This is a genomic window from Paenibacillus sp. GYB004 (assembly GCF_036577605.1).
Taxonomy (GTDB): Bacteria; Bacillota; Bacilli; order Paenibacillales; family NBRC-103111; genus Paenibacillus_AB; species Paenibacillus_AB oceani.
Genome location: NZ_JARBDB010000047.1, coordinates 347,687 through 373,910 on the forward strand (window position 1 = coordinate 347,687; position 26,224 = coordinate 373,910).

Annotated in this window: 25 protein-coding genes and 1 other annotated feature; of the genes, 22 read left to right on the forward strand and 3 right to left on the reverse strand. The window is 52.4% G+C overall.

Translation table 11 applies throughout. The annotated features are described in order from the left end of the window. Window positions 1–42 precede the first annotated feature (42 nt). Together PV433_RS20180 and PV433_RS20185 are read right to left on the reverse strand one after the other, a co-directional pair. Window positions 43–726, reverse strand: a complete 684-nt coding sequence (locus PV433_RS20180; protein ID WP_332073849.1) for a hypothetical protein — start codon at window positions 724–726, stop codon at window positions 43–45. Between the two features lie 3 nt (window positions 727–729). Then, window positions 730–1,365, reverse strand: coding sequence for a pentapeptide repeat-containing protein (locus PV433_RS20185; protein ID WP_332073850.1), 636 nt, complete (start codon window positions 1,363–1,365; stop codon window positions 730–732). 324 nt (window positions 1,366–1,689) lie between these two features. Here PV433_RS20185 and PV433_RS20190 point away from each other — a divergent pair, with 324 nt between their 5' ends. From PV433_RS20190 to PV433_RS20265, 16 genes are all read left to right on the forward strand, one after another. Continuing rightward, on the forward strand, window positions 1,690–2,391 hold the full coding sequence (locus PV433_RS20190; protein ID WP_332073852.1) for a FadR/GntR family transcriptional regulator: 702 nt from the start codon (window positions 1,690–1,692) through the stop codon (window positions 2,389–2,391). A gap of 919 nt (window positions 2,392–3,310) precedes the next feature. Further along, a complete protein-coding gene (locus tag PV433_RS20195; RefSeq protein ID WP_332073853.1) occupies window positions 3,311–4,216 on the forward strand; it encodes a dihydrodipicolinate synthase family protein in 906 nt (301 codons plus the stop codon). Next, window positions 4,213–5,784, forward strand: a complete 1,572-nt coding sequence (locus tag PV433_RS20200) for an FAD-dependent oxidoreductase (protein ID WP_332073854.1) — start codon at window positions 4,213–4,215, stop codon at window positions 5,782–5,784. Before PV433_RS20195 ends, PV433_RS20200 begins: the two co-directional genes overlap by 4 nt. A gap of 70 nt (window positions 5,785–5,854) precedes the next feature. Beyond that, a complete protein-coding gene (locus PV433_RS20205; RefSeq protein ID WP_332073855.1) occupies window positions 5,855–7,213 on the forward strand; it encodes an ABC transporter substrate-binding protein in 1,359 nt (452 codons plus the stop codon). After that, window positions 7,210–8,253 carry an SGNH/GDSL hydrolase family protein gene (locus tag PV433_RS20210; protein ID WP_332073856.1) on the forward strand — a complete coding sequence of 348 codons (1,044 nt, stop codon included), beginning with the start codon at window positions 7,210–7,212 and terminating at the stop codon, window positions 8,251–8,253. Before PV433_RS20205 ends, PV433_RS20210 begins: the two co-directional genes overlap by 4 nt. A gap of 52 nt (window positions 8,254–8,305) precedes the next feature. After that, a complete protein-coding gene (locus PV433_RS20215; protein ID WP_332073857.1) occupies window positions 8,306–8,518 on the forward strand; it encodes a hypothetical protein in 213 nt (70 codons plus the stop codon). Window positions 8,519–8,604: 86 nt separating this feature from the next. Further along, window positions 8,605–9,282, forward strand: a complete 678-nt coding sequence (locus PV433_RS20220) for a FadR/GntR family transcriptional regulator (protein WP_332073858.1) — start codon at window positions 8,605–8,607, stop codon at window positions 9,280–9,282. 252 nt (window positions 9,283–9,534) lie between these two features. Beyond that, window positions 9,535–10,536: a sialidase family protein gene (locus tag PV433_RS20225; RefSeq protein WP_332073859.1), complete on the forward strand. Its 1,002-nt coding sequence runs from the start codon at window positions 9,535–9,537 to the stop codon at window positions 10,534–10,536. Between the two features lie 74 nt (window positions 10,537–10,610). After that, window positions 10,611–12,224 carry a glycosyl hydrolase family 28-related protein gene (locus PV433_RS20230; protein WP_332073860.1) on the forward strand — a complete coding sequence of 538 codons (1,614 nt, stop codon included), beginning with the start codon at window positions 10,611–10,613 and terminating at the stop codon, window positions 12,222–12,224. Between the two features lie 61 nt (window positions 12,225–12,285). Beyond that, window positions 12,286–12,969: an N-acetylmannosamine-6-phosphate 2-epimerase gene (locus PV433_RS20235; RefSeq protein ID WP_332073861.1), complete on the forward strand. Its 684-nt coding sequence runs from the start codon at window positions 12,286–12,288 to the stop codon at window positions 12,967–12,969. A 17-nt stretch (window positions 12,970–12,986) separates the two neighbouring features. After that, window positions 12,987–13,970 (forward strand): ROK family protein, encoded by a 984-nt coding sequence (locus tag PV433_RS20240; RefSeq protein WP_332073862.1) that lies wholly within the window; start codon window positions 12,987–12,989, stop codon window positions 13,968–13,970. Window positions 13,971–14,292: 322 nt separating this feature from the next. Next, window positions 14,293–14,564, forward strand: a binding site (T-box leader). Window positions 14,565–14,611: 47 nt separating this feature from the next. Beyond that, the gene (metG, locus tag PV433_RS20245; RefSeq protein ID WP_332073863.1) at window positions 14,612–16,246 is read left to right on the forward strand and encodes a methionine--tRNA ligase; all 1,635 of its coding nucleotides are present in this window, start codon (window positions 14,612–14,614) and stop codon (window positions 16,244–16,246) included. Between the two features lie 66 nt (window positions 16,247–16,312). Continuing rightward, window positions 16,313–17,293, forward strand: coding sequence for a DUF3895 domain-containing protein (locus PV433_RS20250; RefSeq protein ID WP_332073864.1), 981 nt, complete (start codon window positions 16,313–16,315; stop codon window positions 17,291–17,293). A 79-nt stretch (window positions 17,294–17,372) separates the two neighbouring features. Next, complete coding sequence (locus tag PV433_RS20255; RefSeq protein ID WP_332073865.1) at window positions 17,373–17,666, forward strand: Dabb family protein; 294 nt, start codon at window positions 17,373–17,375, stop codon at window positions 17,664–17,666. A 74-nt stretch (window positions 17,667–17,740) separates the two neighbouring features. Then, the gene (locus PV433_RS20260; protein ID WP_332073866.1) at window positions 17,741–18,895 is read left to right on the forward strand and encodes a response regulator; all 1,155 of its coding nucleotides are present in this window, start codon (window positions 17,741–17,743) and stop codon (window positions 18,893–18,895) included. Window positions 18,896–18,952: 57 nt separating this feature from the next. Then, entirely contained in the window at window positions 18,953–19,528 is a 576-nt protein-coding gene (locus PV433_RS20265) for a metallophosphoesterase family protein (RefSeq protein WP_332073868.1), read from the forward strand. Window positions 19,529–19,580: 52 nt separating this feature from the next. On the opposite strand, the gene PV433_RS20270 is transcribed toward PV433_RS20265, so the two are convergent. Then, complete coding sequence (locus PV433_RS20270; RefSeq protein ID WP_332073870.1) at window positions 19,581–20,381, reverse strand: PSP1 domain-containing protein; 801 nt, start codon at window positions 20,379–20,381, stop codon at window positions 19,581–19,583. Window positions 20,382–20,667: 286 nt separating this feature from the next. On the opposite strand from PV433_RS20270, the gene PV433_RS20275 reads away from it, so the two are divergent. From PV433_RS20275 to PV433_RS20300, 6 genes are all read left to right on the forward strand, one after another. Then, on the forward strand, window positions 20,668–21,546 hold the full coding sequence (locus tag PV433_RS20275) for a hypothetical protein (RefSeq protein WP_332073871.1): 879 nt from the start codon (window positions 20,668–20,670) through the stop codon (window positions 21,544–21,546). Between the two features lie 180 nt (window positions 21,547–21,726). Continuing rightward, window positions 21,727–22,266 (forward strand): hypothetical protein, encoded by a 540-nt coding sequence (locus PV433_RS20280; RefSeq protein ID WP_332073872.1) that lies wholly within the window; start codon window positions 21,727–21,729, stop codon window positions 22,264–22,266. 179 nt (window positions 22,267–22,445) lie between these two features. Then, complete coding sequence (locus PV433_RS20285) at window positions 22,446–23,099, forward strand: prolyl oligopeptidase family serine peptidase (protein ID WP_332073873.1); 654 nt, start codon at window positions 22,446–22,448, stop codon at window positions 23,097–23,099. A gap of 142 nt (window positions 23,100–23,241) precedes the next feature. Then, entirely contained in the window at window positions 23,242–24,087 is an 846-nt protein-coding gene (locus PV433_RS20290; RefSeq protein ID WP_332073874.1) for an STM4015 family protein, read from the forward strand. A gap of 1 nt (window position 24,088) precedes the next feature. Then, entirely contained in the window at window positions 24,089–25,363 is a 1,275-nt protein-coding gene (locus PV433_RS20295) for an STM4014 family protein (protein ID WP_332073875.1), read from the forward strand. Continuing rightward, window positions 25,360–26,145: an STM4013/SEN3800 family hydrolase gene (locus PV433_RS20300; RefSeq protein WP_332073877.1), complete on the forward strand. Its 786-nt coding sequence runs from the start codon at window positions 25,360–25,362 to the stop codon at window positions 26,143–26,145. The genes PV433_RS20295 and PV433_RS20300 overlap by 4 nt, the downstream gene beginning before the upstream one ends. Window positions 26,146–26,224 lie beyond the last annotated feature (79 nt).

The window sequence follows — 26,224 nt, forward strand, 5'->3', positions numbered from 1 at the left end:
GGTTCTTTCCGAAGGTCTATAATGACATCGCAATGCTCCCCGCTAACAATCCTGAATTACTAACTTTCCGGTCGTCAGATCCTCATTCACAAATGCAAAAATCGTTGGCGAGCCTCCCACCAGCAAGCAAAAAGGCTTGAAATTCGCATGCAATTGCAGCAGCAACCGCCAGTTACTATCATCAGGCCAACCATCGCCTTGGAAAAAAAAGGGTACACCTCCGATTTTATCGCCGTCAACTTCATCGCTATAGGCGTTCTGCTCATCCTTTGTAAGCGAGATGTAGGACTTGGAAGCGAGAAATTCCGGGTCTTGCGCTTCTTGCAGCTGAGGGATGCCTTCATAAGATTCACCATTGTCATCCCACAGCGATGGTCCGTTAACCAATGGGGCTGTATCGATCAGAATCGCACCTCCCGGCTGGAGAATGATCGCATTTTCACCGCCATCCGGGTCGATAATATCAGGATCAAAGAAGCCTTCTTCCATATTTTGCGCATGTGTAACAAAGAGATAGGCCATTTGAGGAACAGAAACGTTTGGGGTGGGGAATAGTTGCGGATTCAGCTCTATCTGGCCAATAAACATCATCGGGCGCTTGTCCCATCCGCTGCTAAGCGGCCATTGCGGTTCTGTTAGCCACACGGGCTGTCCTCCGAATTTCGTTATGGGAGTCTGGACCGGTTCACTGACGCGGGTAAAACGCTCGATCTTGAATTTCTTCATGAATTAATCACATCCTTTGATTTTGACACCGTCCAGTATCGTATTTCCCCAAACGGGGAGCAAGCCAGTCTCTCCCGTAAAGCGGCTTCCGGCTAACGAACCGTTATGAAAGAATGCTTTATCAAAGCTGCATTCCTCAAACCGGCAATGCAACAATAATGCGCCACGAAAATTGGCTTCGGAAAAACGGCAGCGTATGAACGATACATCGTTCGCAATCGCTTTACTTAAATTACAGCCCGTAAAATCGCAGTCGTTAAATTGCTTGCTGATTCTGGCACTATTCAGCTTGGCTCCTCGGAAAGAACAGTGGTTGAATGTATGAGTCACGTATCTGCTATCCAGCTTGACCCCGTCAAAGCAACAGTTTGTAAATGTTGAGGTGTTCAAGCTTGCAGAACAATCGAAACGTGCATAAGACAGATCGGCGCCCTGCACGGTCAGGTATTGTAAGGTCTCGGTTAGGGCAACTCCCCGATAATCCTCTAGTCCAGCATCCGTTTGTCCATAGGGGGACGATGGAAAGGAGCGGTCTTTTTTATGCAGGTTATGTTTGCCTGTAACAGAAGCCAACAATCGATTCACTTCAGCGAGCTGGTTGTCGTCCCATCTTGCAATGAGCGACTTCTTGTTCAACATAGAACCTCCTCCTATTTCACTGGCGTTCCATGAATTAACCAGTGTGATGCCGCCAGGATGTTATAGATCTGCTGAGACGATTCAATCTAATGAATAGTTCTTATGGCGATTATAAGTAATAGCGATGCCTTTGCCAAGAAAGTTTCTTTTTATAAAAAAAAGGCTCTAGAGACTATGGGGGCAAATATCGGTGAAAGCTTGGCTTATCCCTCTCTTACTCGTTGCCCTACTTGATTTTATATACCCGTACCAATAAACTAACATATAGGCCAATGAGGATAGGATCATGTATGAAACAAGCCGGCCGCCCGGAGGAGCAGGAAAGTGGAGCAGATTATTAGCAACGACTATATGCTGAAAAATATGGCGTGTTATAAAATAAAAGATTACGTAGCCGCGAACCGACTTAAGCCCGGGGACAAGCTCCCGACTGAAAGAGATTTGGCCTTGGCCTTGGGGGTGAGCCGTCCGGTCATCCGTGAAGCTCTCGGAACGCTGGAAGCGCTTGGCTACATATACAAGAAGCGTGGAAAAGGAATATTCGTAAAAGAAGCCGACCTTTCTTCTTTATTTCAAGAAATGCTGTTTTTGTGGAGCAATGTAGACAACCAGTCTGACAATCTTCTTGAATTCAGAATCATTCTCGAGCAAGCGGCGGTTGCGCATATCGTAGACCGGGCCGGGACGGGAGATGTGGAATTGGAGAGGATATCCGGCATGGTCGATGAGGCGGAGCGTGCGTCGCAGACGAAGAAAGAATTCGCAAAGCATGAGTACAACTTTCACCGGGAGCTGCTCAGCATGACAGGGAACCCCATCTTCATGCAGTTGACCGATGTGATTCATAAATATTTCCAAATGGTGGAATTGAAAAACAAGGACAATGACAGCACGGACGGAGTAGAGGGAAGCATCCGGGATCATCGGGCGATCGTCGAGCTTTTGAAGAACAAAGATAAGAACGGTGCGGCCAACATGATCCGGAGCCATCTATTGAAGCCGCTTGGAGCAAAGCGAGTGGAGTAGGGAGCACCGGAACATGCAGCAATTCCATTCAAGTCCCCCGGCAGATCAAAAAAATAGGTTGAATTTAGTAATATCATGTATTATATTAGGTAATACCATAGTATCTATAGGAGGGGGTGAGCGAAGCGCATGAACACCTTGATCCGGAAATTGCTTAATGATACTGCAATAGAGAAAATCAAAGCAAGATTTCGTCGGGCACAATCTTCAACCGGGTGATCTGATTCACGAAGGGATTATCGAACTTCTTAGCGTAAGCCAAACCGTTGTCGGGGAAGCGTTGAAAGACGAAGTCATCAGCAAGTTTTTCGAAAGTTCGTCATAAACGGCTTTCCGATTTAGGTGGCCGTAAAACGCCGGACGATCATAGACGGATTACGCAGAGCATGAAGGAGCAAGATGTCGGGCTAGCAAAGGAGCGTAGTTGAAACATCTCAGCCAAACAGAACTTTGATGGAACCAGAAAAGGAAATGGTGTTTAGCAAGTCAGCCCCGGTTATGGCATACGCTAACTGTTCTGGGTTGTAGCCGATTCGGCGGAGAAGGAATTAGATACACGATATCCACGATATCCTTTCTATTAGGTATTACCATACTATATTAAGAAGAACTGAACTATTGCATGGATAGTTTTTTGAAATTAGGTATTACCATAGTATATTTAAAGGTGGTAAAACGGATTACCTTCAGTAGCATTTTGCTCGCGGTGTGGAACAGGTTCCCGAATTTCTATACGCAGGTCCTTGCTAGCAACAAAGGGGGACGCAGGGACGCACGCTTTAATAACCGGCATCAGCAGAGACGACTGTCAAATGTGGAACCGATTTTCTTACTTGTAGAAGGCCGGCTGGCCCGGCTCGCGGATACGCAAAGTCGGCTTGTCCGAGTTTAAGGTTTTAAAAAGAGAGGAGAATGGGTGTTGGAGACGAATACTAGCAACAAGCTGAGGGGCGTTATTTGCCCGATGATAACGCCGCTTGATGAACACGAGAATATCGATGAGGCCGGAGTGCGCAATCTGGTTTCCCGGTTAATCGACAAAGGCGTGGACGGTATATTTCTGCTTGGGAGCATGGGAGAATTTCCGATGATCGTGGAGGAGGAGAAGGCAAGGCTTATTCAGATTACCGTCGACGAGGCAAAGGGAAGAGTTCCCGTCTTGGCTAACGTATCCGCGGAAGGACCGCGGAAGACGGAGCGGATGATGCGGCAGGCCATAGACGTGGGCGCGGACCATGTCGTGCTCGTTCCCCCTTATTTCTATAACGTGCGGGACGAGAGAGAAATCAAACAGTATTACATAACGATGAGCAGAAATTCGGATAAACCGCTTGTTATCTATAACATCCCGGCGTATACGAACAATCCGATCCCGCCTGGCATGGTAGTCGAATTAAGCGAAGAACCGAACATCGTCGGCATCAAAGCCGATCTCTTCGCGAACTTGCCCATGGTCAGACAGCTCAGAGGCCGAGACGATTTTGCTATCCTGCACGGAAACGAAGGGACGCTCGACTTGGCGCTCGAGCTTGGGGCAGATGGGATTATCCCGGGCATTTCGAGTCTGGCGGTTGACCGCTGCGTAGAGCTGTACCGGAAAGCGAAGGAGGGCGATACCCGCGCTGCCGGCAAGCAGCAGCTGGAGCTTGCGAATATACAGGAAGCCGTATTCGGCAAGAAAGCCGCACATTGGGGAACAGGGCACAAATATGCTCTTTCGCTTCTCGGGCTGTGCCAGCCGTTTGTAGCCACTACGCTGCTTCCGCTTGACGAGCGGCAAAAGGAACGGATCGCTGCAGTCATGTCGGAGTATGGAATATCATGATGACGGAATTTACGGCGCATATTGTCATTGTCGGAGGAAGCACAGGGGGCTGCGCTGCTGCGCTGGCCGCTGCGCGCATGGGGCAGAACGTAATTATCACCGAGGAAACGGACTGGCTTGGAGGGCAATTGACGAGCCAAGCCGTTCCGCCCGACGAGCATTCGTATATCGAACAGTACGGTGGTACCCGCAGCTACAGGCGTTACCGTGACGGGGTCCGGGCTTATTACAAAACTCATTTTCCTTTGTCTGTAGAGGCTCGGGCGAACAGCCGCTTCAATCCCGGCAGCGCGTTCGTAAGCGCGATCAGTCACGATCCGAGAGTCGGCGTCGCGGTCATACAAGAGATGCTTGCTCCGTACGTGCATAGCGGACAAATCAGACTTATGATGCATCACCGGATCGTCTCGGCCGAGCCGGACGGCGACCGGGTACTCTCGGTTACGGTCGAACATGCTCCGTCGGGCGAGCGGGCGATTTTGACCGCCCCCTATTTTCTGGATGCGACCGATTGCGGCGATATGCTGCCGCTTGCCGGAATCGAATATGTAACCGGTGCGGAAAGCATGGGCCAAACCGGGGAACCGCACGCGCTTCCGGGTGATCCCGATCCGGCGGATATGCAGGCCATCACGTACTGCTTCGCGATGGATTATAGAGCCGGGGAGAACCATACGATCGACAGGCCGCGAGACTACTCCTTTTGGCGGGACCATCGTCCCGGCTTTTGGCCCGGCAACCAGCTCAGCTGGGTCGCGCCGAATCCGCGGACGCTTGAGTCGCAGCAGTACACGTTGTTCCCGAATGGCGATTTGTTCTCGTTATGGTTATATCGACGCATGATTGCTAAAAGCAATTTCGTCCCGGGAACATTTGAAAGCGATATCACCCTCGTCAACTGGCCGCAGAACGATTACTGGCTAGGTCCGGTCATCGACGTAAGCGAGGAACGGAAGCGCGCGAACTTGGACGCGGCCAAGCAGCTAAGCCTTTCGCTGCTCTATTGGATGCAGACGGAGGCGCCCACGCATGACGGCAAGACCGGTTATCCGGGCCTGCGCCTGCGCAAGGATGTCGTCGGTACGCAAGACGGCCTCGCGATGGCGCCGTATATCCGCGAATCACGCCGCATCCGGGCGGAATTTACGGTCATTGAGAACCATTTGAACCCGCAATTCCGAAAAAGCGATCGTTCCGAGACGTATTTCGATTCGGTCGGGATCGGTCACTATGCGATCGATCTGCATCCGAGCACGGGCAACCGAACGTTTATCGACGTGCCGAGCATGCCGTTTCAAATCCCGCTCGGAAGCCTAATCCCGGTGCGGATGAACAATGTGCTCCCGGCGTGCAAAAATATAGGAGTTACGCATATTACGAACGGATGCTACAGGCTGCATCCGGTGGAATGGAATATCGGAGAAGCGGCCGGAGCTTTGGCGGCGTTTTGTGTGCAAAAAGGGTATTCCCCGCGGCAAGTCCGAAACGACCCGGATAAGTTAGAATCGTTCCAGCAGCTTCTTGTGCGCGAAGGAGTGGAGTTGCAATGGCCGGCATCCGCTACATGATCGGAAGTCCCCGCACGGCCTTAAGTTTCATTTGGTGAAATAGCTTAAGAGACCGGAGATTATACGATATATGAATAAGGGAGGCAAAAAAATGGCTGGAAAGAATCGCATGCTTTTGTTCATGATCGGATCCACGATGATTCTGCTGTCTGCCTGCGGAAGCGGTTCCACGATTAAACCGGATCCGGATACCGCCGGGCAGGAAGTTTCTTTAACCCCCGAGGCGGAAGCCGCGCGTGTGGCGAACAGCAAGCTGGAGCTTACGTTCTTGTATCCTCCGTCGGGTACCGAGGAGATCTTCAAGGCGAGGTTCGGTGAACAAATCCAGAAGAAATTTCCGCAATACACGCTGAAATTCATACCCAGACAGTCGGACAATTATTCCGGATTGCTTGCCAGCAAAGATCCGATCGATATTGTAATCGTCTCTCTGAATAACACGGGGACGTATTTGACGGATCTGGGGCTGGAGAGCGACATTAGCGATTTGATCAAAAAGTACAATTATGATTTATCGAGAATCGAGCCTTCGCTGATTGATATACAAAGGCGAATGGCGAATGGCGGCATTTATGGCCTGCCTCTTGGTACTGGTGCAATGGTCTTTCTTTACAACAAGGACTTGTTCGACAAATTTGGCGTTTCTTACCCGCGTGACGGTATGACCTGGGATGAGGTGTATGACCTCACGCGCAGAATGACCCGTACCGATGGCGGTATCCAATATAAAGGAATGATATTCGGATTTGCTTCCGTAATCCGCAGCAACCAGCTGTCCGCTCCATATTTTGACTCGAAGACGGGAAAAGCGATGTTCACTGATAATAACTTTGTTCAGATGTTCACGAATGTTGCAAGATTTTATAAAATCCCGGGAATGGAAATCCCGAATAACAAATACAGCGATCAAGCGGATCAATTTTTAAAGGATCAGACTGTTGCGATGATGATCAATACGGGAGGGATGGTTGCACGAACGGCAGAAGCGCTGAAAAACTGGGATATCGCGAGTGTACCGACGCTTAAAGAAAAACCGGGCTTGGGCATGCAAGCGGGTCCTGATTATTTGTATATTACAAACAGAAGTGCGCAAAGGGATGCGGCCTTCCAGGTACTTACCTATATCGCTTCGGATGAATACCAGGAATGGATGGCCCGAAATTTGGCATTCGTACCTGCGTTGAAGGATTCGAAAAAGGCTATGCAAAACTTTGGAGCGGGTCTGCAAGGTATTCAGGGCAAAAATGTTCAGGCTATTGTCTCTCAACCATATGCTCCCCTGACCTTGGCATCGCCGTTTACCGCTAATGCAAACACCGAGATGAACAATGCGCTCAACGCCTTTAGTGCCGGAAAAGACGTCAATACCGCGCTTAGAGAGGCGGCCGAGCGTATCGATAAACGGATTGAACAGGAGATGAAGAAATGAGCGATTCCGAATTCACCGTAACTTGGCATTCTCCTGCCAATCCGCCATTTCGCATCAACGGCTTCGCCTGGTACGGGGAGGAGGGCAAATACCGCAGATTGCCGCAAGCTCCGCGTGTCGCCATTCCCCCGGCCGTGGACAAATTCGCGAATTGTGCGTCGGGAGGGCAGATCCGGTTCCGAACCGATTCGTCGGGCCTGGCGCTGAGAGTCAAACTTAGCGGTTTGGCCGATCTGAACCATATGCCTGCGACGAGCCAGTGCGGTTTCGACTGTTATATCGATATCGGGGAGAGGCAGTTGTTTCACAGCTCGTCCCGCTATGATCGCACGAAGCAGGATTACGAAATCGTCATGTATCAGAAAATGGAGCGCCGGCTTCGCGACGTGACTTTGTACTTCCCGCTTTATCAAGGAGTGGAGGAGGTTAGCGTCGGGCTGGACCGGGACGGGATCATAGCCGAGCCGGCGGCTTATGCGAGCGATAAGCGAGTAGTTGTGTACGGAACTTCCATTACGCAAGGTGCAAGCGCGGCGCGTCCGGGGATGTCCTATACGAATATTCTCAGCCGGAGAATTCCTCTTGAATTTATCAATTTGGGGTTCTCCGCGAGCGGACGCGGGGAGCCGGAGGTGGCGATGCTCGTCGGTGATATTCCGAACCCCGCCTGTCTCGTGCTCGATTATGAGGCGAATTGTCCGCGTCCGGAGCATCTCGAGAAGACGCTGCCTGAATTTATCCGGATTTACCGGGATGCCCATCCTGACGTGCCGATTCTCGTAGTATCCAAAATCCGCTACGCGCGCGAACTGTTCGACGACGCGCTGCTGAACAAGCGGCTGAGCATGCAAGCGATCCAGCGTGAAACGGTCGAGCGGTTGAACAGGCATGGAGACCAGAATGTGTTTTTTTATGACGGCTCCGGACTGCTGGGCGATCATTTTCACGAATGTACGGTTGACGGTGTCCATCCAACCGATCTTGGCTTCATGCGGATAGCCGACGGTTTGACCCCGGTACTGCAAAAGCTGCTTGAATAGGAAAGAGGAAACGGTTAAATTCAGAAGTCGCGATAAAGATGATCCGAGCGTATTGATCGTTAACGGACAAACTACTGGTGCGGAAGTTAGGTCGGATACGCTTGTTCTCGAAGACGGGATCATCCGATTTGCCGACCCGAGGGAACTGCTTCCTGGGGAAATTGCCGATCGTACGGATATCGAGGTGGATGCTCGCGAAGGCTGGCTGCTTTCAGGATTTATCGACGTCCATGTCCACGGCGGCTGCGGTCACGATTTTAGGTGATGCGATAGAAGAAAATGGTTGACTTTATTAATTCATTCCATTAACTTGGTAATACCATAGTATATAAGAGGAGGTGGAAATGGCTAATGGATATGCTGGTTCGGAAATCGCTGAAGGACGTTGCGATGGATCAAATTAAACAATACATCATGGAACATAATCTGCAGGCAGGAGATCCTTTTTTGAACGAGAAGGAGATTATCGATCTGCTTGGGGTTAGCCGAACGGTAGTCCGTGAAGCATTGAAATCACTGGAGACAATCGGGATCTTGAAGCTGAAACCCGGGGACGGCATTTTCGTCAGTGATGCTTCTTTGGGGCCGATCATGGATCAGTTCTACTTTCGATGGTTCGGCAATCAGCAGACAATGCTGGAATTGCAGGAAATCCGTTTAATCCTTGAGACTTCGGCTGTCGAGCTTGTTATAGTAAGAGCGGAACCGGGCATGCTGGCAGAACTGGACAGATGGAACGATCAGATGGAGCAATCGATCCTTAAGGCTGAGCCGATTATCGATATAGATATCGGATTCCATCGTTCGCTGTTTAAATTAACAGGCAACAAGGCCTTTTACGAAATGAGCGAAGTCATCAGCAAATTTTTCACGGAGGTCCGCAAAAAGCGCCTTTCCTCCTCTGCAAATGGTCACACGACACTGGAGGACCACAAACTAATCACTCAGATGATTAAGGAAAAAAATATTGCACAAGCGAAAGTGTGCATGATGATGCATCTGAATAAGTCAAGAGCACTGAAAGAGTAAATCTAGTCATGAAGGTAATACCATGGTAGATATAAAGCTAGGTGTCGGAGACATTGTAATTTTCTGCGGCTAAAACTGCAAAGAGTACATGTCGTTTCAGTAGGTAATACCATACTATATTTAATGTGGAGCGAGGGAGTGACTCTTAGGAAGATGGAGAAAAAGGGAAAAGTCGTCTTGGATTTGGGGCCAGCAGAGGAGAATCCTCGAAATAGCGAGGGAGCCTTCATAGACCTGAAGGATGGCCGCATCATGTTCGTATACAGCCGGTTTATAGGACAATCGAATGCCGACGATGCGCCTTCGTGCATTGCTTGCCGGTACACCAGCGATGGAGGCGATACTTGGTCGGACGATACGATTATTGCCAAGGCCGAGGAACATGAGGCGCACAATATTATGAGCGTGTCCTTGCTGCGCATGATGAACGGGGATATCGGATTGTTTTACTTTGTGCGTAAAGCCAGAAACAATGGAAGGCTCCATCTGAGACGTTCTGGGGACGAAGGAATCACATGGAGCGAAGCCCGTTGCTGTATACCCGGACTCGGTTATTACGTGACGAATAACGACAGGGTCGTCAGACTAACCGGCGGTCGATTGATCATTCCGACATCTTTTCACAAGATGGCTGGCGAAGTGGCCGACTATAACGTACCGAATTACAAAAATGATTCGAGAGGCATTGCTCACTATTTTTTATCCGACGATGACGGACTTACCTGGAGAGAAGCGAAATCATTCTGTGCCCTTCACGCTCCTCATTCCAAAACGGGATTGCAAGAGCCGGGGGTAATCGAGTTGAGAAATGGCGTGTTATGGTCATGGGCCAGAACGGACATGGGCTTTCAGTACGAGATGTTCTCGATGGATCAGGGCGAGACATGGAGTCAAGCTGCTCCATCGCAATTTTCTTCGCCCCGTTCGCCTCTATCCATGAAAAGAATGCCCCACAATGGATATCTGCTTGCCGTCTGGAATCCGATACCTAATTACCAGACACGGGCAATCGGTAAAAAAACGGGAGGACGAACACCCTTAATAGGCAGTGTAAGTGCAGATGACGGGCGAACCTGGGGAGAGTTTTTCTATTTGGAGACGGAGGAGGACAGAGGAGGTTACTGTTATACAGCCATCCATTTTGTCGGAGATGCCGTTATGTTGGCTTATTGCGCGGGAGTACCGGAGGATGGGAGTCTCTTGGCCAGATTGAGGATCAGAAAAGTCCGCTTGTCTGAAATTGCAATTCCCTAACCGGTGAGATCGCTGTTTCTATGGATGATGACGGTGACGGGGCCATTAATCGAGTATCCAGGAGGAATCGACCTATGGAACGCAAGCTCAGCAGAAGAAATGTATTGGCGTTGGGAGCGGCAGGCGCTGTTGCAGTTACAGGGACCTTGTTAAGTAAAGGAAACGCGCTGGGAAGCAGTGTGACGGAGAGCGTATACGGCGATTGCAATGATATCGAAAACGCAGCGTGCATTCGAGAAATTGCCGAAGAGGTTGTACAGGAGTATACGCAGCCATTTACGACACAATTGGCCGATATGCAGAAGAGATTAGGGTTAGTAGTTAATGTGAAGGATTTTGGTGCAGCCGGTGATGGAGTAACTGATGATACAGCAGCTCTTCAAAACGCTTTTAATCATCTGGCAACTCTACCAACCAATAATAGGAAAGTACTGTACATACCGTCCGGGAAGTATATGTTTACGTCATTAGTTGTCAATGTATCAATGCTGACAGTGAAATCAGACGGTTTTTACGGTGTGTCGTTGGCTTGTACGGATACGACTTCTACTCCGGCCATTCATATCAAAGGGGCATCGTGGCAGTTTGACGGCATTAACCTCGAAGGGGTTGAGGGCGATGTAGTCGGTATGGGGAAAACAGGAATCCTCTTTAAACGGGACGTAGGGAAATACCCTGACATTGACAGCGAGTTCATCAACTGTAGAATCAATAATTTTAACATTGGCGTCGAGTTTTGGGGTAGAGGTTTGAAAATGCAAGGATGCTTAATGGCGAATAATGGATATTGTGTCAACCTGGAATGGATGAATGTTGGGGATTATTTACCTGCAAAAGACCCTAATAACCCGACTCAACAAGACATTACAGGTTTCCGTCATTACAGCTTTATTGGTTGCCGTTTCCATTCGGAAGTACATGGAGCTATTAAAAACACAGGTGTTAACGCTTCCAAGATTAACGGAATTGTGGTTGTGGGCTGCAACATGGACATCGGAAAGGTCTTATGGACAGGTGTGCTTAGGGATGCCCTCTTGGCTTCCAACAGTATCACCCAGACGCCATACAATGCATTTGATCTGCATAGCGGTTCAAGGGATTACTTGATTGCCGATACCATCATCGCAGGCGAAACGTTGTCGGAACCTGACCGAACACCTGTCAACTTTATCATCATCCGCGGAAATCATCAAAACGGGGTATTCCGAAATCTGCTGTTGAAAAATTGCCGGCAGCACGGAATTAACGTTCGGAACGATGGGGTTTCTACAAATATGGTGTTTGAGAATATTACTTTCGTAGAACCTTGTTTAACCGGCGGGGCTTACAACCCCATCACATTCGTAGGTCCGAGTCATACTGCAGTTGTCCGCAACATTACCTTCCAACGCACAGGCGCACTATCAGGAGTGATAAAAACTACAGATGCTGCTGCTGATATTCAAGTGGATGGCGTTTATAAATTTGGAAATGCAACTCCAACCATGACAGGAGCCGGAACCAAAAATGTGAAACGATTCCACGTGATCGACGGGGTTGACCGCATTGATTTAGTCGGTTCTGGTTCTCCGGAAGGGGTTGTGACAGCTCATGTTGGTTCTACTTATAGACGAGTAGATGGGGGAGCGGGAACCACCTTTTATGTGAAAGAAACAGGGTCAGATCATACAGGGTGGGTTGCTAAATAGTAGGGGCTATCATGAACGATAAAATGATGCGATATGTCGATTGGGTCAAGGAGAGCAAACAATGAAACCAGGAAAGGGTCTAAAAAATCGCGGTCTTATCGTATCGTGCCAGGCGCTGGAGGACGAACCGCTTCATGGCGGAGATACGATGACGAAGATGGCCATAGCCGCCGAGCTGGCCGGGGCGGTCGGTATTCGTGCGAACGGGGTTCACGATATTCGCTCGATTAAGCAAGCGGTGAAAGTGCCGGTGATCGGCTTGATCAAAAGACACATTCCCGGATCAGCTATCTTTATTACGCCAACGCTTGAAGAGGTACATGACATCATCGCGGCGGGTGCCGATGTAGTGGCGCTCGATGTTACCGACCGGGAAGGGAGACTGGAGCGGGCGGCCGAACTCATTCAAGCCGCTCATGCGGCGGGGGTATCCGTTATGGCCGACGTTTCCACATTCGAGGAAGGTCTCGCTGCCGCCCGACTTGGCGCCGATTACATCGGTACGACTTTATCGGGATATACGTCATACAGCGGTAAGTCTGAAAGTCCCGATCTATATCTGGTTCGAAAATTGAGCGAGGCTACTAAAGCGCCTATCATTTCCGAAGGACGAATATGGACACCGGGCGAGGCGACTATGGCAATGGAGGCGGGGGCGGCATTTGTGGTCGTCGGAAGCGCTATTACCCGTCCGCAGCTTATTGCTGCGCGTTATGCAGCGGCCATTCATCCCTTTACGGTCTAAGATCAGGAGGCTATTGAATGTGCCAAATCGTGCATGACCCGGATTCGATTTATGCGATTGGCGTCGATATCGGCGGGACGAAAATCAATGCCGGCTTAATCCGGGAGAACGGCGAGATCGTATGGAATTGCAGTGTAGAGACGTTAGCAGGTCAAGCAAACCCCGCCGATCGAGCGATTGACGCAATCACGAATGTTCTGAAATTCTTGAATCATAGCGGTATAGAGCCGCGACTGAAAGGAATCGGTGTCGGCAGTTCAGGCCAAATCGAGTGGAGAACAGGAAATATCCGATTCGGCACAGAGCTTATACCCGGTTATGTCGGCACTCCATTGAAGCAAATGCTGGAAGACGCTTTCGGGCTTCCCGTCTTGGTGGATAATGATGTCAATGTGCTGTGTCTGACCGAAAAGGTACTCGGCACGGGGCGAGGTGTTAATCATTTATTATGCCTGGCCCTCGGCACCGGAGTCGGTGGGGCCTTGATGATCGATGGCCGCATCTACCACGGCGCTTGGGGGGGAGCTGCGGAAGCAGGCCATATGTCGGTCGATTATAAAGGGCTGCCCTGTTTGTGCGGAGGGGCCGGATGTCTCGAGCAATATGCATCCGGAACGGGAATTGCCGCGCGGATGCGCCGAAGGCTTTCGGAGCAAGGCGTCCCGGATGAGACGATCACGGCAAGAGATGTAATGGCCCTCTGGCAGGCAGGCGACGGGATCGCTACGGAAATCATGGATGAAACGTTTGCCGCTTTGGGAACGGCGCTGGCCTCGCTAATTCATCTGTTCAACCCGGAGGTTGTCATTATTGGAGGCGGTGTTGCGGAGGCGGGAGAGAGGTTCATCAACCGCGTTCGCGAAGAGGTTCACAGGAGGACGATGCGATCGTTTTTGGAGAGGCTGCGTATTGAACCGGCTTACCAGGGGAATTTAAGCGGAATGATCGGCGCGGCTCTGCAAGTGTGGGAGTACGATATTTGCGGTCATCGGAAAATGTAATCATTAGGCAACCTTAGTCCGAAATTCAACTGGAAAGCCGAAAACCTCCTTAACGGAACGTTGGAGTAGAGGATAGAAATAACGGACATGTTGCATGAAGATTTTGCTGCCGCTTTTGAACCGCACGGTATCACAGTCGCCTACGACGGGATGATTTTGCACATTTGATTGGATTCGTGCGAATCGCTCATTTCCGAACTGCAGAATGCGGTGCGGCGCTATCCGGATTAAGGAGTTTTTTCGTTAACGGGGAAACCCCGTGATTGAATAGAGTTGACAGTAGCCGAATCTTTCCGTATAATCCCAATAAATTGAATATTCAAACAAAGCTATGAAGAGAAAGAGTACCTGACGAACGTCTTATACAGAGAGCTCCGGTTGCTGAGAAGGAGCAAAGAATACGTCCGGGAATATGGTCTCAGAGCTGCGCATCGAAGCCTTGACGGGCCGTAGGCTGCGCCGGGTCCCGCACCCGTTACCGTGCTAGGGTATACACGCCTGTTGTAAACGGATGCGTCGTACCTGAAGAGGTTTATGCCGCGAGGCATTAATAAAATTGGGTGGTAACGCGTGAGTCCAACTCTCGTCCCTTTGGGGATGAGAGTTTTTTGTCGTTTTTACACAAAAAGGAGGTAGTTAGGATGGCAAATGTATTTATCGGCGGCGCATGGCCTTATGCCAACGGTTCGCTGCACCTCGGCCGGCTGGCGAGCTTGTTACCCGGGGATGTGCTGGCAAGGTATTACCGGGCAAAAGGGGAGCGGGTGCTCTATGTGTCGGGAAGCGACTGCCACGGCACGCCGGTCGCCGTGCAAGCGAATCAGGAAGGCGTCACTCCAGACCGGATCGCGGACCGGTATCACCGGGAATTTCTCGATTGCTTCGAGCGGCTCGGCTTTACGTACGATCTCTACACCCGAACCGACGATCGCTTTCATCATCAGGTCGTCCAGGAGCTGTTCCTGAAGCTGCTGGAGAACGGACATCTGTACAAAAAGACCGTGTCGCAGACGTATTGCGAGACCGACGAAAGGTTTCTGCCGGACCGCTACGTGGAGGGGGAATGTCCGGTATGCGGGCAGCGTGCGCGGGGCGATCAATGCGAAGCGTGCTCCACGATTCTCGATCCTGCCGATCTGATCGGCAAAACGTGCAAATTGTGCGGAAATCCGCCGATTGAGAGGGAGACCGAGCATTACTATCTCGCTCTTTCCCGGTTCCAGGAAGCGCTGGCCCGCTATGCGGAACGTGCTCAAGGCTGGAAGGACAACGCAGTGCAGCTGACGCAGCGTTACTTGAAGGAAGGGCTGCTCGACCGGGCGGTGACCCGGGATCTCGACTGGGGCGTCGACGTGCCGCTGGACGGGTTCGAGGGGAAGAAAATTTATGTATGGATCGAAGCGGTATGCGGTTATTTGTCGGCGAGCAGGCAGTGGGCGGCCGAGACAGGCGGCGATTGGGAATCGTTCTGGGCGGACGACGGGGAAGAGATTACCGCCTATTACGTCCACGGCAAAGACAACGTGCCGTTCCATACGATTATCTGGCCAGCGCTGCTGCTCGGAGCCGGCGGGCTTCATCTGCCCGATCGGATCGTTTCCTGCGAATATATGACCCTTGAAGGGAAAAAGTTTTCGACCAGCCGCGGCTGGGCCGTCTGGGTTCCTTACTTGCTGAGCCGCTATCACCCGGACTCCATCCGGTACTTCCTCCTTGCCAACGGGCCGGAGAAGCGCGATTCGGATTTTTCGTGGAGAGAGTTTATCCACAGCCATAACGGCGAGCTGCTGGGCGCTTTCGGCAATTTCGTCAACCGGACGCTTGCTTTCATAGCGAAATTGATGGAGGGGACCGTGCCTGCAGGCCAAGTTCCGGCAGACTGGTCCGGCCGGATCGGGTCGTTATACCGGGAGGCCGGGGAGCGGATCGGCAGCGGGAACCTGAAAGAAGCTCTGGAAATCATATTCGCAACCGTCCGCGCCGCCAACAAATATTATGATGAGCGAAAGCCTTGGGCCGAGTGGAAAGAAAACAGGTCCGGCTGTAACGATACGATATTCACCTGCGTCTTTATCATTGCGAATTTGGCAAACGTCCTGCAGCCTTTTTTACCTTTCTCGTGCGACCGGATTCGAACGTTTCTGTCGCTGGAGCCGCCGAGCTGGGAACCGGTGACCTCTCCGGCCGGCCGGACGATAGGCGATCTCGGTCATTTGTTCGAGCGGATCGAGCCCGGGCGGATCGAGGAGGAGACGCTGCGTTTGGGTGGCTTGTAAAAAAAACGTCGAAAACCGACCGGCGGATCAAGTACAATAGAAACTGGACGCAGGGAGGGATTGCGGATGATTTTATCCGTTCAGGACAGAGAAATGTTATTGGCGGAATTAAATGCGGAGCAGCGGCATTATTTGTCGGAGCAGATGGTCCGAAGCCGCCGTACCGTATTTGCCAATGAGATGGCCAGGGAGAAAGGGTATCATATCCCCGAGCACGCGGACCCGGAAACGATCGAAGTGCTGCTGGACGATTGGCTGTATACCGGCTATATCGATGCGGGAGCCGTCACTCCGGACTTGCGCTGCGAATGCGGGAGGCCCTTGAGATACCAGCATCATGTAACCCATAAGGTCACGGGCGAAGAGAAAAAGTTCGGGATCGAGCATCTGAAGGAGCATCTCGGCATCGACGCTTCCATCGTGACGGCTATTAAGCAGGGCTTCGATGCGATCGACTATGAGCTGGATGAGATCCTAATCAAGATCCGAAGCGGCTGGAAGCCCGAACCGGAATTGCTGGCCAACCCGCCGGCTTCGCTTCCCGAAGAGATCCGGATGCATCAGAAGCTTGGGCTGCCTTTACTGGAAAGACACATCCGGAAACTTCGCCAGTTGCGGTCCGAAGGACTGAAGCCGAAAATATTGCCGCCGCTGCCGCAAGCGACGCCTCCTTCCGGGACCGGCGTGTCCCGCCGGGAAGTGAAGGAGAAAGAGAAGGTCGACGATCTGTTCAGCTGGTTCGAGGAGACGGAGGAAGAGCCGGAGCAGCCCGGGCAGCAGGCGGAGCCGGTATCCGCAGCTTCCGCCATTTCGGTGCAGAGCTTGCCGCCCTATCTGCAGCAGAAGGTGGAGAGCTATGTCCGGGACGACGTGCGAAGCGCGCGGGTTATCTGCGAGCTGCTGATCCGGGAGCACGGAGCCAGCGAGGCGAGATTCGCGACAGGGAAACCGATGATTTATTTGCCCGTCTGCCTGTATATCGAACGGGTATTCCCTGACGCCAAAATAGAACGACTGTACCAGGACGACCGCTGTTATACCGTGTAAAACCAAGGAGCGGGGTTGGTTTAACAGACGAACAAATGGTATATTGGAATATAGCTGAATCAGGAAGGAGGACCCTCTCATGATCGATCATATCGTCTTAGTCAAATTCGGAGAATCAACCTCCCGGGAGCAGCTGGAAGAAGTCGTAACCCGGTTCAAGGCGCTGCAGGGGAAGATGCCGGGAATTGCCGATATCCAGGCCGGCATCAGCTTCACCGGCAAACATCAGGGCTACCAGCTGGCGCTAACCGTGCGCTTCGAAAATCGTGCCGCTCTCGAAAACTACGGGCCTCATCCGCTGCATCAGGAAGTGGCGGCCTATATCCGTGAAATTGGCAGAGTGGACAGCATCGTAGTCGACATCGAGATTTGATTGTGCCGGATCAGACGCCGTCCGGCGGGGCAGGCGGCCGGCAGTCTTGCAAGTGATTGCTTGGAGGGGAAAGCATGCTGAGAACGATCATTATCGACGACGAGCTGCCGGCACTGGACTGGATGAAGAGACTTCTGACCGGCAGCGGAAGCGTCGAGCTGGCGGGCGTGTACACGAATCCGATGGATGCGCTTGAGCAGCTCGGATCGGAGCCGATCGACGTCGTCTTTCTTGATATCGAGATGCCTGACATTAACGGTCTGGAGTTTTCCGGTCATATTGTGGAAATCAGTCCCTCGACCGACATCGTGTTTGTAACCGCCTACCATCAATATGCGCTTGAAGCCTTCGAACGCCATGCGGTCGATTACGTGCTGAAGCCCGCCTCCCCTGACCGGATCGGCGCCACACTAGCGAAACTTGCAGCCAGACGGCGCCAATCGGCCGGACCTGCTGTGAAAAGCGGCGGAGCAGGCGAAGGCATCCGCTGCTTCGGCCGATTCGATTGGCTACGGGACAATGAGCCGGGCGGAGCCGTCAAGTGGCGGACGACCAAAGAGCGCGAACTGGCGGCGTTTCTGGTCCATAATGGCAACGAGTGGGTCCAGAAGGAGAAAATACTCGATGCGCTGTGGGGGCAGGATCATATCGATCAGTCCCGGGCGTATTTGTATACTTGCATCTACACGCTTCGGAAAAAGCTGAGCGCCATGGGGCTCGAGCGGCTGCTGCAATCCGAGCAGAACGGATACCGGCTCGACGTGGCGAGCATCGGCTGCGATGCGGCCGAGTTTTCCAAAGTATGCGAAGGCGAGCAGCCGGTCGATGCGGCATCGATTGCAAAAATGGTGCGGGCCGTCTCCTTGTACCGCGGAGATTATCTGGAGGAAGACGGCTATTTTTGGGCGATGCAGCTGCAGGAACGATACCGGGAGCGATACATCAGCCTGCTGAAACGAATGGCCGCCTATTATGCCGGTGTGCAATCGTATTTGCAAGCTATCGAATGTCTGCGCAAGATTACGGACAAAAATCCGTTTCTGGACGATATCAACGAGCTGATGATCCGATATTACGCCAGATTGGGCGACAGATTGTCGATGATCCGTCATTATGAGAAATTTACGAAACAATTGAAGCAGGAGCTTGGCATCGAACCGCTCCAACGAACGGTATTGTTATACGAGCATTTGCGCAGCGGCCTCTCCGACGACACATTTTCGTTGTGAGAGGTTTTTTGGCATGCGGTTTCAGCTGGATCATTTTTATAGCCAGGAAAGGATGTGTTGACCATTTTAATCGGATTTATCGGAGATATTCATGGAAGGGTTTACCATGCGATGGCTGTCGGTCGGACGACCCTCGCATTTCTAGGCGGGATTCAAACCAAGGAGCCGGATCGAAGGTCGATCGCAGTCGAAGCCCATAAGCAGTTGGACAGTCGGGGGATTGGAGAAATCGATATATTGGTAACCCACGACGCTCCATACGGAGTAGGGACGAATTATTATGGAGAGACCCAGGGCTCCTTGCTCATATCGGACCTTGTGAAAAGGCTGCAGCCCAAGTATGTAATGGCGGGACACTATCATCATAGGATCGGTCCGAGAGTATATGGCTGTACGACCTATATGGGACTTAACGTATTGGTGAATTTGAGAGAGGACGGGGAACGCAGGACCGTTCAGCCGGCCAGCCTGGCCGTGCTCGATACGGCTACCGACAACCACTACTTTGTGATGGAGGATTGGTTGGCTTTATTCGATAAAGATTTTGATTTTAGCCGATATGTGGATCATGTTCGTAGAGGCGAGCAGAAAAGAGGGTACGACGGGTTAAAGGATACGAGCGGCCTGTCATGAATAAAGAGGGCTGCCCGAATACGAGATCCGGACAACCCCCGTTATTTGTTCGTTACCAGCTAATATCAGGATCATCCAGATCCAGCTCGATCGGAGCCGGTCTGGATGGAGATTGAACCACGATCTTATTCGTCTCCGGACGGACGGCAACGACCTTCACTTGGCCGTAAGCGGTCGTGATTGTACCGCCAGGGGAAGGGAAGCCGGATTTCCCGCTCTCATAGTTGTGGGTCTCGAAGCGGAGACAGCACATTAATCGTCCGCATAAACCGGATAGCTTGACAGGATTGAGAGACAGCTTCTGATCCTTGGCCATCTTAATCGACACGGGCTCGAATTCGCCCAGAAAGGTCGAGCAGCACAGTATACGGCCGCACGGCCCGATTCCTCCTATTAGCTTCGCTTCATCCCTGACGCCCACCTGTCTTAATTCCACCCGCGTACGCCGGTACAGGCTAACCAAATATTTGACCAGCTCCCGAAAATCGACCCGGCCTTCCGCCGTATAATAAAAATACATTTTACTGCGGTCGAACGTATATTCGATCTGAAGCAGCTTCATCTTTAATTGCTTGAATCTATCGGTTAAAGAGGCCAAATCCTGCATGGCCTCGACGCTGTTTCCCTTCATCCGGGCATAGTCGTCGTTCGTCGCTATCCGAATGATCTTCCTTAACGGTTGGACGATATCGCGTTCCTTCACGTCTTTGGAAGGAAGCACGACCGTTCCGAATTCGACTCCATGCGAGGTTTCCACGATTACGTTAGCGTGTACCCCGAATTCGCTGCCTGCGGGGTCAAAATAATAAATTTTACCGGCCGGCTTGAATCGGACGCCAACTACCCGATACAAGATGTGTACCACCGCCTTCTCTGTAATTTAGAATGTTGAAGCGTTTATACGCCGCAATTATGATAGCCCGAAAGTCGCAGCAGGATCAGGTCAGGTTCCCCGAAAATAAGCGACTTAGGGAAAGTTTACCATATCGTCTCCTAAAATCAAGCACTTGCGACGGAGGCATGAGGCGTTCGGGTTCTACAAAAGTTGGAACTACAACAATCCCGCACACCTGGATACGATGATAGGTGCAGAGGACGCAATCTGCGGATACCACAAACAGAGAGGAACGGGTACCGACATGGGCGTGAAGGGGTTAGGGCTTATTCTTGCGGGAGCCGTCTTGCTGTTGTTTTCGGCTTGGCCGCTTTATTTGATGGGTCAAGAGTTGTTTTTGGAACGAAAGGTGAGGCAGCAAGCTGACATCGATCGGATTTATGTGAATTTTCTTGAATTGGGCAAAGTCGAAATATTAGGTAGAGGCGTTCCCATACCTGTAACCCGCATCTCCGTCCGGAATCGGGTAGAAGCAGCCGGCGAAAGCCGCGAGCCGCTGTCATACGTTGACTACTACAGGTATATGGAGAATGCCGCTTCGGAAACGGTCCGGTATACGAGGGAATACACGTGGGAAAACCAAGTGATTCGAATCGAGGACGAAACCGCGCCGGGTGAGCTCAGTTCGGATAGCCGCAGCCGCTCGCCGCTGCGGATTACGATCAATCAGAACGATTGGAGCGTATCCGACCCGGTTGAGGTGAGGCCTTACTTTTTGGATGAGAACCGGTATCACGGTTATTTTGGAATGCTGACCGTCCGGCACCGCGACCGCGATCAGCTTGTACTCGTACAGCGTATATCGGAGATTGGAGATTTTCATGTGCCGTCACTGGCATGGCGGGTGCTCTCCATCGCTGCGGACGGTCAAGTCCGGGAGGATCGGTTCGAGTACGGCGAACGGGCGGACGATCCGATTCGGGTGAAGTACATTCAACAGTCATCGGCATCGCCGATTTCATTCGGCTACCGATCGAATATGTTGCATGTGTGGCCTTCGTTATGGTTTCCCGTTCTGTATCCGTGGGCGACCGGCGGGCTCGGGCTCCTGCTTCTGGCCGCGGGGGGAACTGTACGATGGGCGGCCCGGCGAAACAACAAGTCGGCCCGTCATAAGCAATGATCCGAGAGACGGTTCCTGCATCCCCGTATCCGGCCCATTGTTGTAAATATTCAAGATCGTACGTTCGCAGAAGGAATCGCTCCCCCCTGCATCGAATGAATTCAGCAGGCAAGAACTGCCAACAATAGGGCTCTTATCAGGATAGCATGAAAGAGAGAGCCTTGCAGGGACGGTAATCGTATGGAACTGTATCATTATTATGAAGCTGAGCGGGGACCGTTCCGGAACTTATCCGGTTTGAACCGCTCAGAGGCCCGGCTGATCATGGAGGAGCTGAGAAAAGACTCCGACTTGTTCGCCAGCCGCCGCCCGGACGGCTATATGGACATTCGCCGGGAGCTGGAAGCAAAGGCCAGGGCGATGTTTATTCAGAAAGGCGGAATGCCGGTTCTTTCTTATCCCCACTATATGACCGTTGGAGAATGTGCATGGATCAAGGAATGGTATAGAGACGGGCGGGAAATCCGCATTCCCTTAGGCGAGTTTGCAGAAAGCTCGATCAGCTTCACCTACGGAGATTTATTCCCGACGATGCGCTATAAGGACGGCAAACCGTACAGGGAGAACGTCTACACGAAGCGGGAGATCGAAGAACTCATCGCCCGGCACGGGTTGCCTCAGCAGTGGAATCCGGACGGCAAGGGCGGGCCGGAACGGTATATCGAAGTGCAGGTATGGGACGATGCGGTGCTGAGGAACTACATGCTGCTTGAATCGTGAATAGGTTCCGAGACGCTGGGGTATTCGGATATTTACTTTTTCAGCAAACAATTCAAGAAATACAGCGGTATACCGCATCCACGCTCCGGGCGAAGGCGCTGCCTGCAGAGCCTCGTACCGGACGGAGAGCAACTAAATCGATAACTGGAACGTTCCAGAAGAAAGGCAGGCAAACCAAAATGAGTCAAACCGTAAACCGTTTGGAAAAACAAATAACCAAGCCGATCCAGCTTCAATATTTATTGCACTTGCCGCAATCGTATGATCCCGAATCGTCCGAGCGCTGGCCGCTGATCCTGTTTCTGCACGGCGCCGGCGAGCGGGGAGACGATATCGAGAAAGTAAAAATACACGGCATCCCGATGCTGGCGGAACGCGATCCGTCCTTCCCGTTCATCGCCGTATCGCCGCAATGCCCCAAAAACGCTTATTGGCACCAAAAGCAGGACGGAGTGATGGCGCTCCTGGACGAAATCACGGCCAACTATAACGTCGACGACAAACGGATCTACCTGACCGGACTCAGTATGGGCGGATACGGCACGTGGAATCTCGCCTGCGACTATCCGGACAAATTCGCCGCGATCGCGCCGATTTGCGGGGGCGGAGATCCGTACCGGGCGAAGCTTTTGGCAAAAACGCCGGTATGGGCGTTTCACGGGGCCCAAGATACGATCGTGCTGATCGAGGAGTCCGAACGAATGGTCGAGCAGCTTCAGGCGTGCGGATCTGATGTACGCTTTACGGTGTATCCCGAAGCGAAACATAATGCCTGGGCCGAGACGTACGAGAATCCGGAGTTGTACGAATGGATGCTGAGCCATTCCCGCTGATTGCCGGCTTGCCGCAGTATCCGTTCCTAGCCCCGCAGTCCTACTAATCTTCCTAAAATATAGGCGAATTGGTAGTGGATTTATAACTGCGACTAGTATTAATATATAACGATACCCATAATGGGCAGGGAGGAAACTGCAAATGTCCGAAGTAAAACTAACGATCGATTACGACCAATATGAAGAAAACGTGAAAATGACCGAACTGCTCGAGCAATTGGCGAACAGCCCGGAAGCTGCGGGTCTGACCAGTCTGGTTATCGGCGATTGGGGCGGCTCTTACGAGAACGATTCTAGCGATATCGTGGAGACTTTGGTTCGTTTAAACGGCCGCTTTCCGAAGCTCCGCAAACTGTTTATCGGCGACATGGGGTATGAAGAGTGCGAAGTGTCCTGGATCATGCAATCGAATATCGGACCGGTCCTGGCCGCCTATCCGGAGCTGACGTCGCTGACGATCAAAGGAAGCAGCGGATTGGCGCTCGACCCGGCCCGACACGAGAAGCTGGAGGAGCTGGTCATCATCTGCGGAGGTCTCGGCTCGGACGTCATAACGAGCATAAGCAACGGATCATTTCCGCAGTTGAACAAGCTTGAGCTTTACTTAGGGGTCGACAACTACGGCTTCGACGGATCGCTGGATACGATCCTGCCGTTAATCGAACCGGGGAAATTCCCGAAGCTTACTTATCTGGGCCTGAAAGACAGCGAGATTCAGGATGAAATCGCGATCGCGGTTGCCGACGCGCCGATTCTCGACCAGCTGCATACGCTCGATCTGTCAATGGGCACGCTGTCGGACAAAGGGGCAGAGGCGCTTTTGCAAAGCGAAAAAGTGAAAAAGCTGCAACATCTGGACCTTAGCTACCACTTTATGTCCGATAAGATGATGCTGATGTGGAAACAGTCGGGTCTGAACGTTAATACGAGCGACCAGCAGGAAGCTGACGACGATGAAGACTATCGCTTCCCGGCTTTGACCGAGTAAGATGGACCGTTTGATCCTAATCGGCAATCCCGGCAACCGGCGCACGGAAGGATTGCAGGAGGCCCGCCGAAAACTCGGAATGCCGCCGGCCGTCGTCGTTCCTTATCTTGATCTGCTTCGCGGCCGTACGTCGCTGGAGCAAACGGCCGAGCTGGCGGAGCTTCGAGGCAACCGCTCTCCGGTGCTGCGCCTGGACGCGCCCGGCGAGCTGTTCGAGGTGGAGCGTGAGCTCATCGCTCTCGGAGCCCCGGATGCGCCAGCCGAGCTTGCCGACGACCGGCTGCTGCCCTACGGGGCATGGAACGACCCGCAGCCGCTGCCGGTCAAGGCGGCGCTGTCGATTCAAGAGCAGCGGGGACGGCTGTACCATCCGTCCCAATGGTTTCGCGGCTACGGCCGTCTGCTTGCGATGGTGGAGAAGAGGGCGAAGGAACTGTGGCCGCACGGACGGTGGATGAATGCCCCGGACGATATTGCCGCCATGTTCGACAAACGGTACACGCACCGTGTATTAACGGCTGTGAACGTCCCCGTTCCCAGACGGCTCGCTCCCCCCGAGCAACTGCCGGATTACGAAGCGCTCCGCGAAATGATGAGCCAATGCCGGCTGCACCGCTTATTTATTAAATTGGCTGCGGGATCAGGCGCTTGCGGCGTGATCGCTTATCAGACCAATCCGGTCACAGGCGCCGAGCTGGCGGTAACGACGATCGGCGTGGAATCCTACAATACCCGGCCGCCGGCTTATTACAACGCAGTGAAGCTGCGCCGGTATACCGGGAGACAGGAGATCCGGTCCATCATTAATTGGCTGCTGGCGCACGGAGCTCATATCGAGCAATGGATCGCCAAAGCGGCGTACATGGGACATTCCTACGATATCCGTCAGCTTGTCGTAGACGGGGAAGCTTGTCATCGGATCGCCCGTGTCAGTCCGACTCCGATTACGAATCTGCATTTGCGAAGCCAAAGAAAAACGCTGGACGAGGTCGGATTAATTTCCAGTGAACAAGATACGGTGAAGGATTGTGCGGAGCGGGCGCTGGCTGCGTTTGACGGCTCTACGGTGGCCGGTGTCGATGTGCTGCTTGATAGCCGATCGAAGAAACCTTACATAGCGGATGTAAATCCCTTCGGCGATTTGCTGTACCGCGTCGAATACAACGGCTGCGATCCGTACGAATGGGAGATGCGCCGGCTGAGGGAGACATTTTCGCCGCTTTCCCCGATGGGCAAGGAACGGTTCGAACCGGCAGAGAGGAAGAACGAGTATTGATCAACATGAATGACATCGTCGGCAGCCACGACATTTTAATGATTACGCTGGATACGCTGCGATACGACGCCGCCGTACTGGAGGAGAACCATTGTCCGAATTTGTGCGGAGGCGGGTCCTGGGAGAAGCGTCATACCCCCGGCAGTTTCACCTATGCGGCGCATCATGCTTTTTTCGGCGGATTTCTGCCTACACCGGCGACAACGAACAAAAAAGACCATATCCGGCTGTTCCACTCCAAACATACCGGCTTGCCCACTCACCCGAATACGTGGCTGTTCGATACGCCGGACATCGTCTCCGGGCTCAAGGCGGAAGGCTACCGGACGATCTGCATCGGCGGAGTGATCTTTTTTACGAAGAAGGTGCCCTTAGCCAAAGTGCTGCCCGGTTATTTCCAGGAAAGCTATTGGCGCATGACCTTCGGCGTGACGAACCCCAGGTCCACGGAACATCAGGTCAATCACGCCCTGAAGCTGCTGGAGCGCGCGGGGATGGAGGAGAAGCTGTTTCTGTTTCTCAACGTGTCCGCCATTCACGGGCCGAATCATTACTTTGTTCCGGGGGCAAAGAAAGACTCCGTAGATACGCAGCGCGCCGCGCTTCGTTACGTGGACGGGCAATTGGGCCGGCTATTCGAGGCGATGCGTTGCCGGGAAAGGCCGGTTTTTTGCCTCGCATTCTCCGACCACGGCACCGCTTACGGCGAGGATGGTTATGAGGGACACCGGCTAGCCCACGAGGTCGTCTGGAACGTGCCGTACCGCGAGTTCGTGCTGTAAGCGTCAATGGTTTCATACAGCCGGCAACTACTAACTTCCATTATATGTATAGATGACTGCTTGCACCATTACCCGGAAA

Bases quoted from the DNA above. Each gene is read 5' to 3' on its own strand.
- PV433_RS20180 (WP_332073849.1), bottom strand. From the start codon at position 726: ATGAAGAAATTCAAGATCGAGCGTTTTACCCGCGTCAGTGAACCGGTC.
- PV433_RS20185 (WP_332073850.1), bottom strand. From the start codon at position 1,365: ATGTTGAACAAGAAGTCGCTCATTGCAAGATGGGACGACAACCAGCTC.
- PV433_RS20200 (WP_332073854.1), top strand. From the start codon at position 4,213: ATGATGACGGAATTTACGGCGCATATTGTCATTGTCGGAGGAAGCACA.
- PV433_RS20205 (WP_332073855.1), top strand. From the start codon at position 5,855: ATGAATAAGGGAGGCAAAAAAATGGCTGGAAAGAATCGCATGCTTTTG.
- PV433_RS20210 (WP_332073856.1), top strand. From the start codon at position 7,210: ATGAGCGATTCCGAATTCACCGTAACTTGGCATTCTCCTGCCAATCCG.
- PV433_RS20220 (WP_332073858.1), top strand. From the start codon at position 8,605: ATGGATATGCTGGTTCGGAAATCGCTGAAGGACGTTGCGATGGATCAA.
- PV433_RS20225 (WP_332073859.1), top strand. From the start codon at position 9,535: ATGTTCGTATACAGCCGGTTTATAGGACAATCGAATGCCGACGATGCG.
- PV433_RS20230 (WP_332073860.1), top strand. From the start codon at position 10,611: ATGGAACGCAAGCTCAGCAGAAGAAATGTATTGGCGTTGGGAGCGGCA.
- PV433_RS20235 (WP_332073861.1), top strand. From the start codon at position 12,286: ATGAAACCAGGAAAGGGTCTAAAAAATCGCGGTCTTATCGTATCGTGC.
- PV433_RS20240 (WP_332073862.1), top strand. From the start codon at position 12,987: ATGTGCCAAATCGTGCATGACCCGGATTCGATTTATGCGATTGGCGTC.
- metG (WP_332073863.1), top strand. From the start codon at position 14,612: ATGGCAAATGTATTTATCGGCGGCGCATGGCCTTATGCCAACGGTTCG.
- PV433_RS20250 (WP_332073864.1), top strand. From the start codon at position 16,313: ATGATTTTATCCGTTCAGGACAGAGAAATGTTATTGGCGGAATTAAAT.
- PV433_RS20255 (WP_332073865.1), top strand. From the start codon at position 17,373: ATGATCGATCATATCGTCTTAGTCAAATTCGGAGAATCAACCTCCCGG.
- PV433_RS20260 (WP_332073866.1), top strand. From the start codon at position 17,741: ATGCTGAGAACGATCATTATCGACGACGAGCTGCCGGCACTGGACTGG.
- PV433_RS20275 (WP_332073871.1), top strand. From the start codon at position 20,668: ATGGGCGTGAAGGGGTTAGGGCTTATTCTTGCGGGAGCCGTCTTGCTG.
- PV433_RS20280 (WP_332073872.1), top strand. From the start codon at position 21,727: ATGGAACTGTATCATTATTATGAAGCTGAGCGGGGACCGTTCCGGAAC.
- PV433_RS20285 (WP_332073873.1), top strand. From the start codon at position 22,446: ATGAGTCAAACCGTAAACCGTTTGGAAAAACAAATAACCAAGCCGATC.
- PV433_RS20290 (WP_332073874.1), top strand. From the start codon at position 23,242: ATGTCCGAAGTAAAACTAACGATCGATTACGACCAATATGAAGAAAAC.
- PV433_RS20295 (WP_332073875.1), top strand. From the start codon at position 24,089: ATGGACCGTTTGATCCTAATCGGCAATCCCGGCAACCGGCGCACGGAA.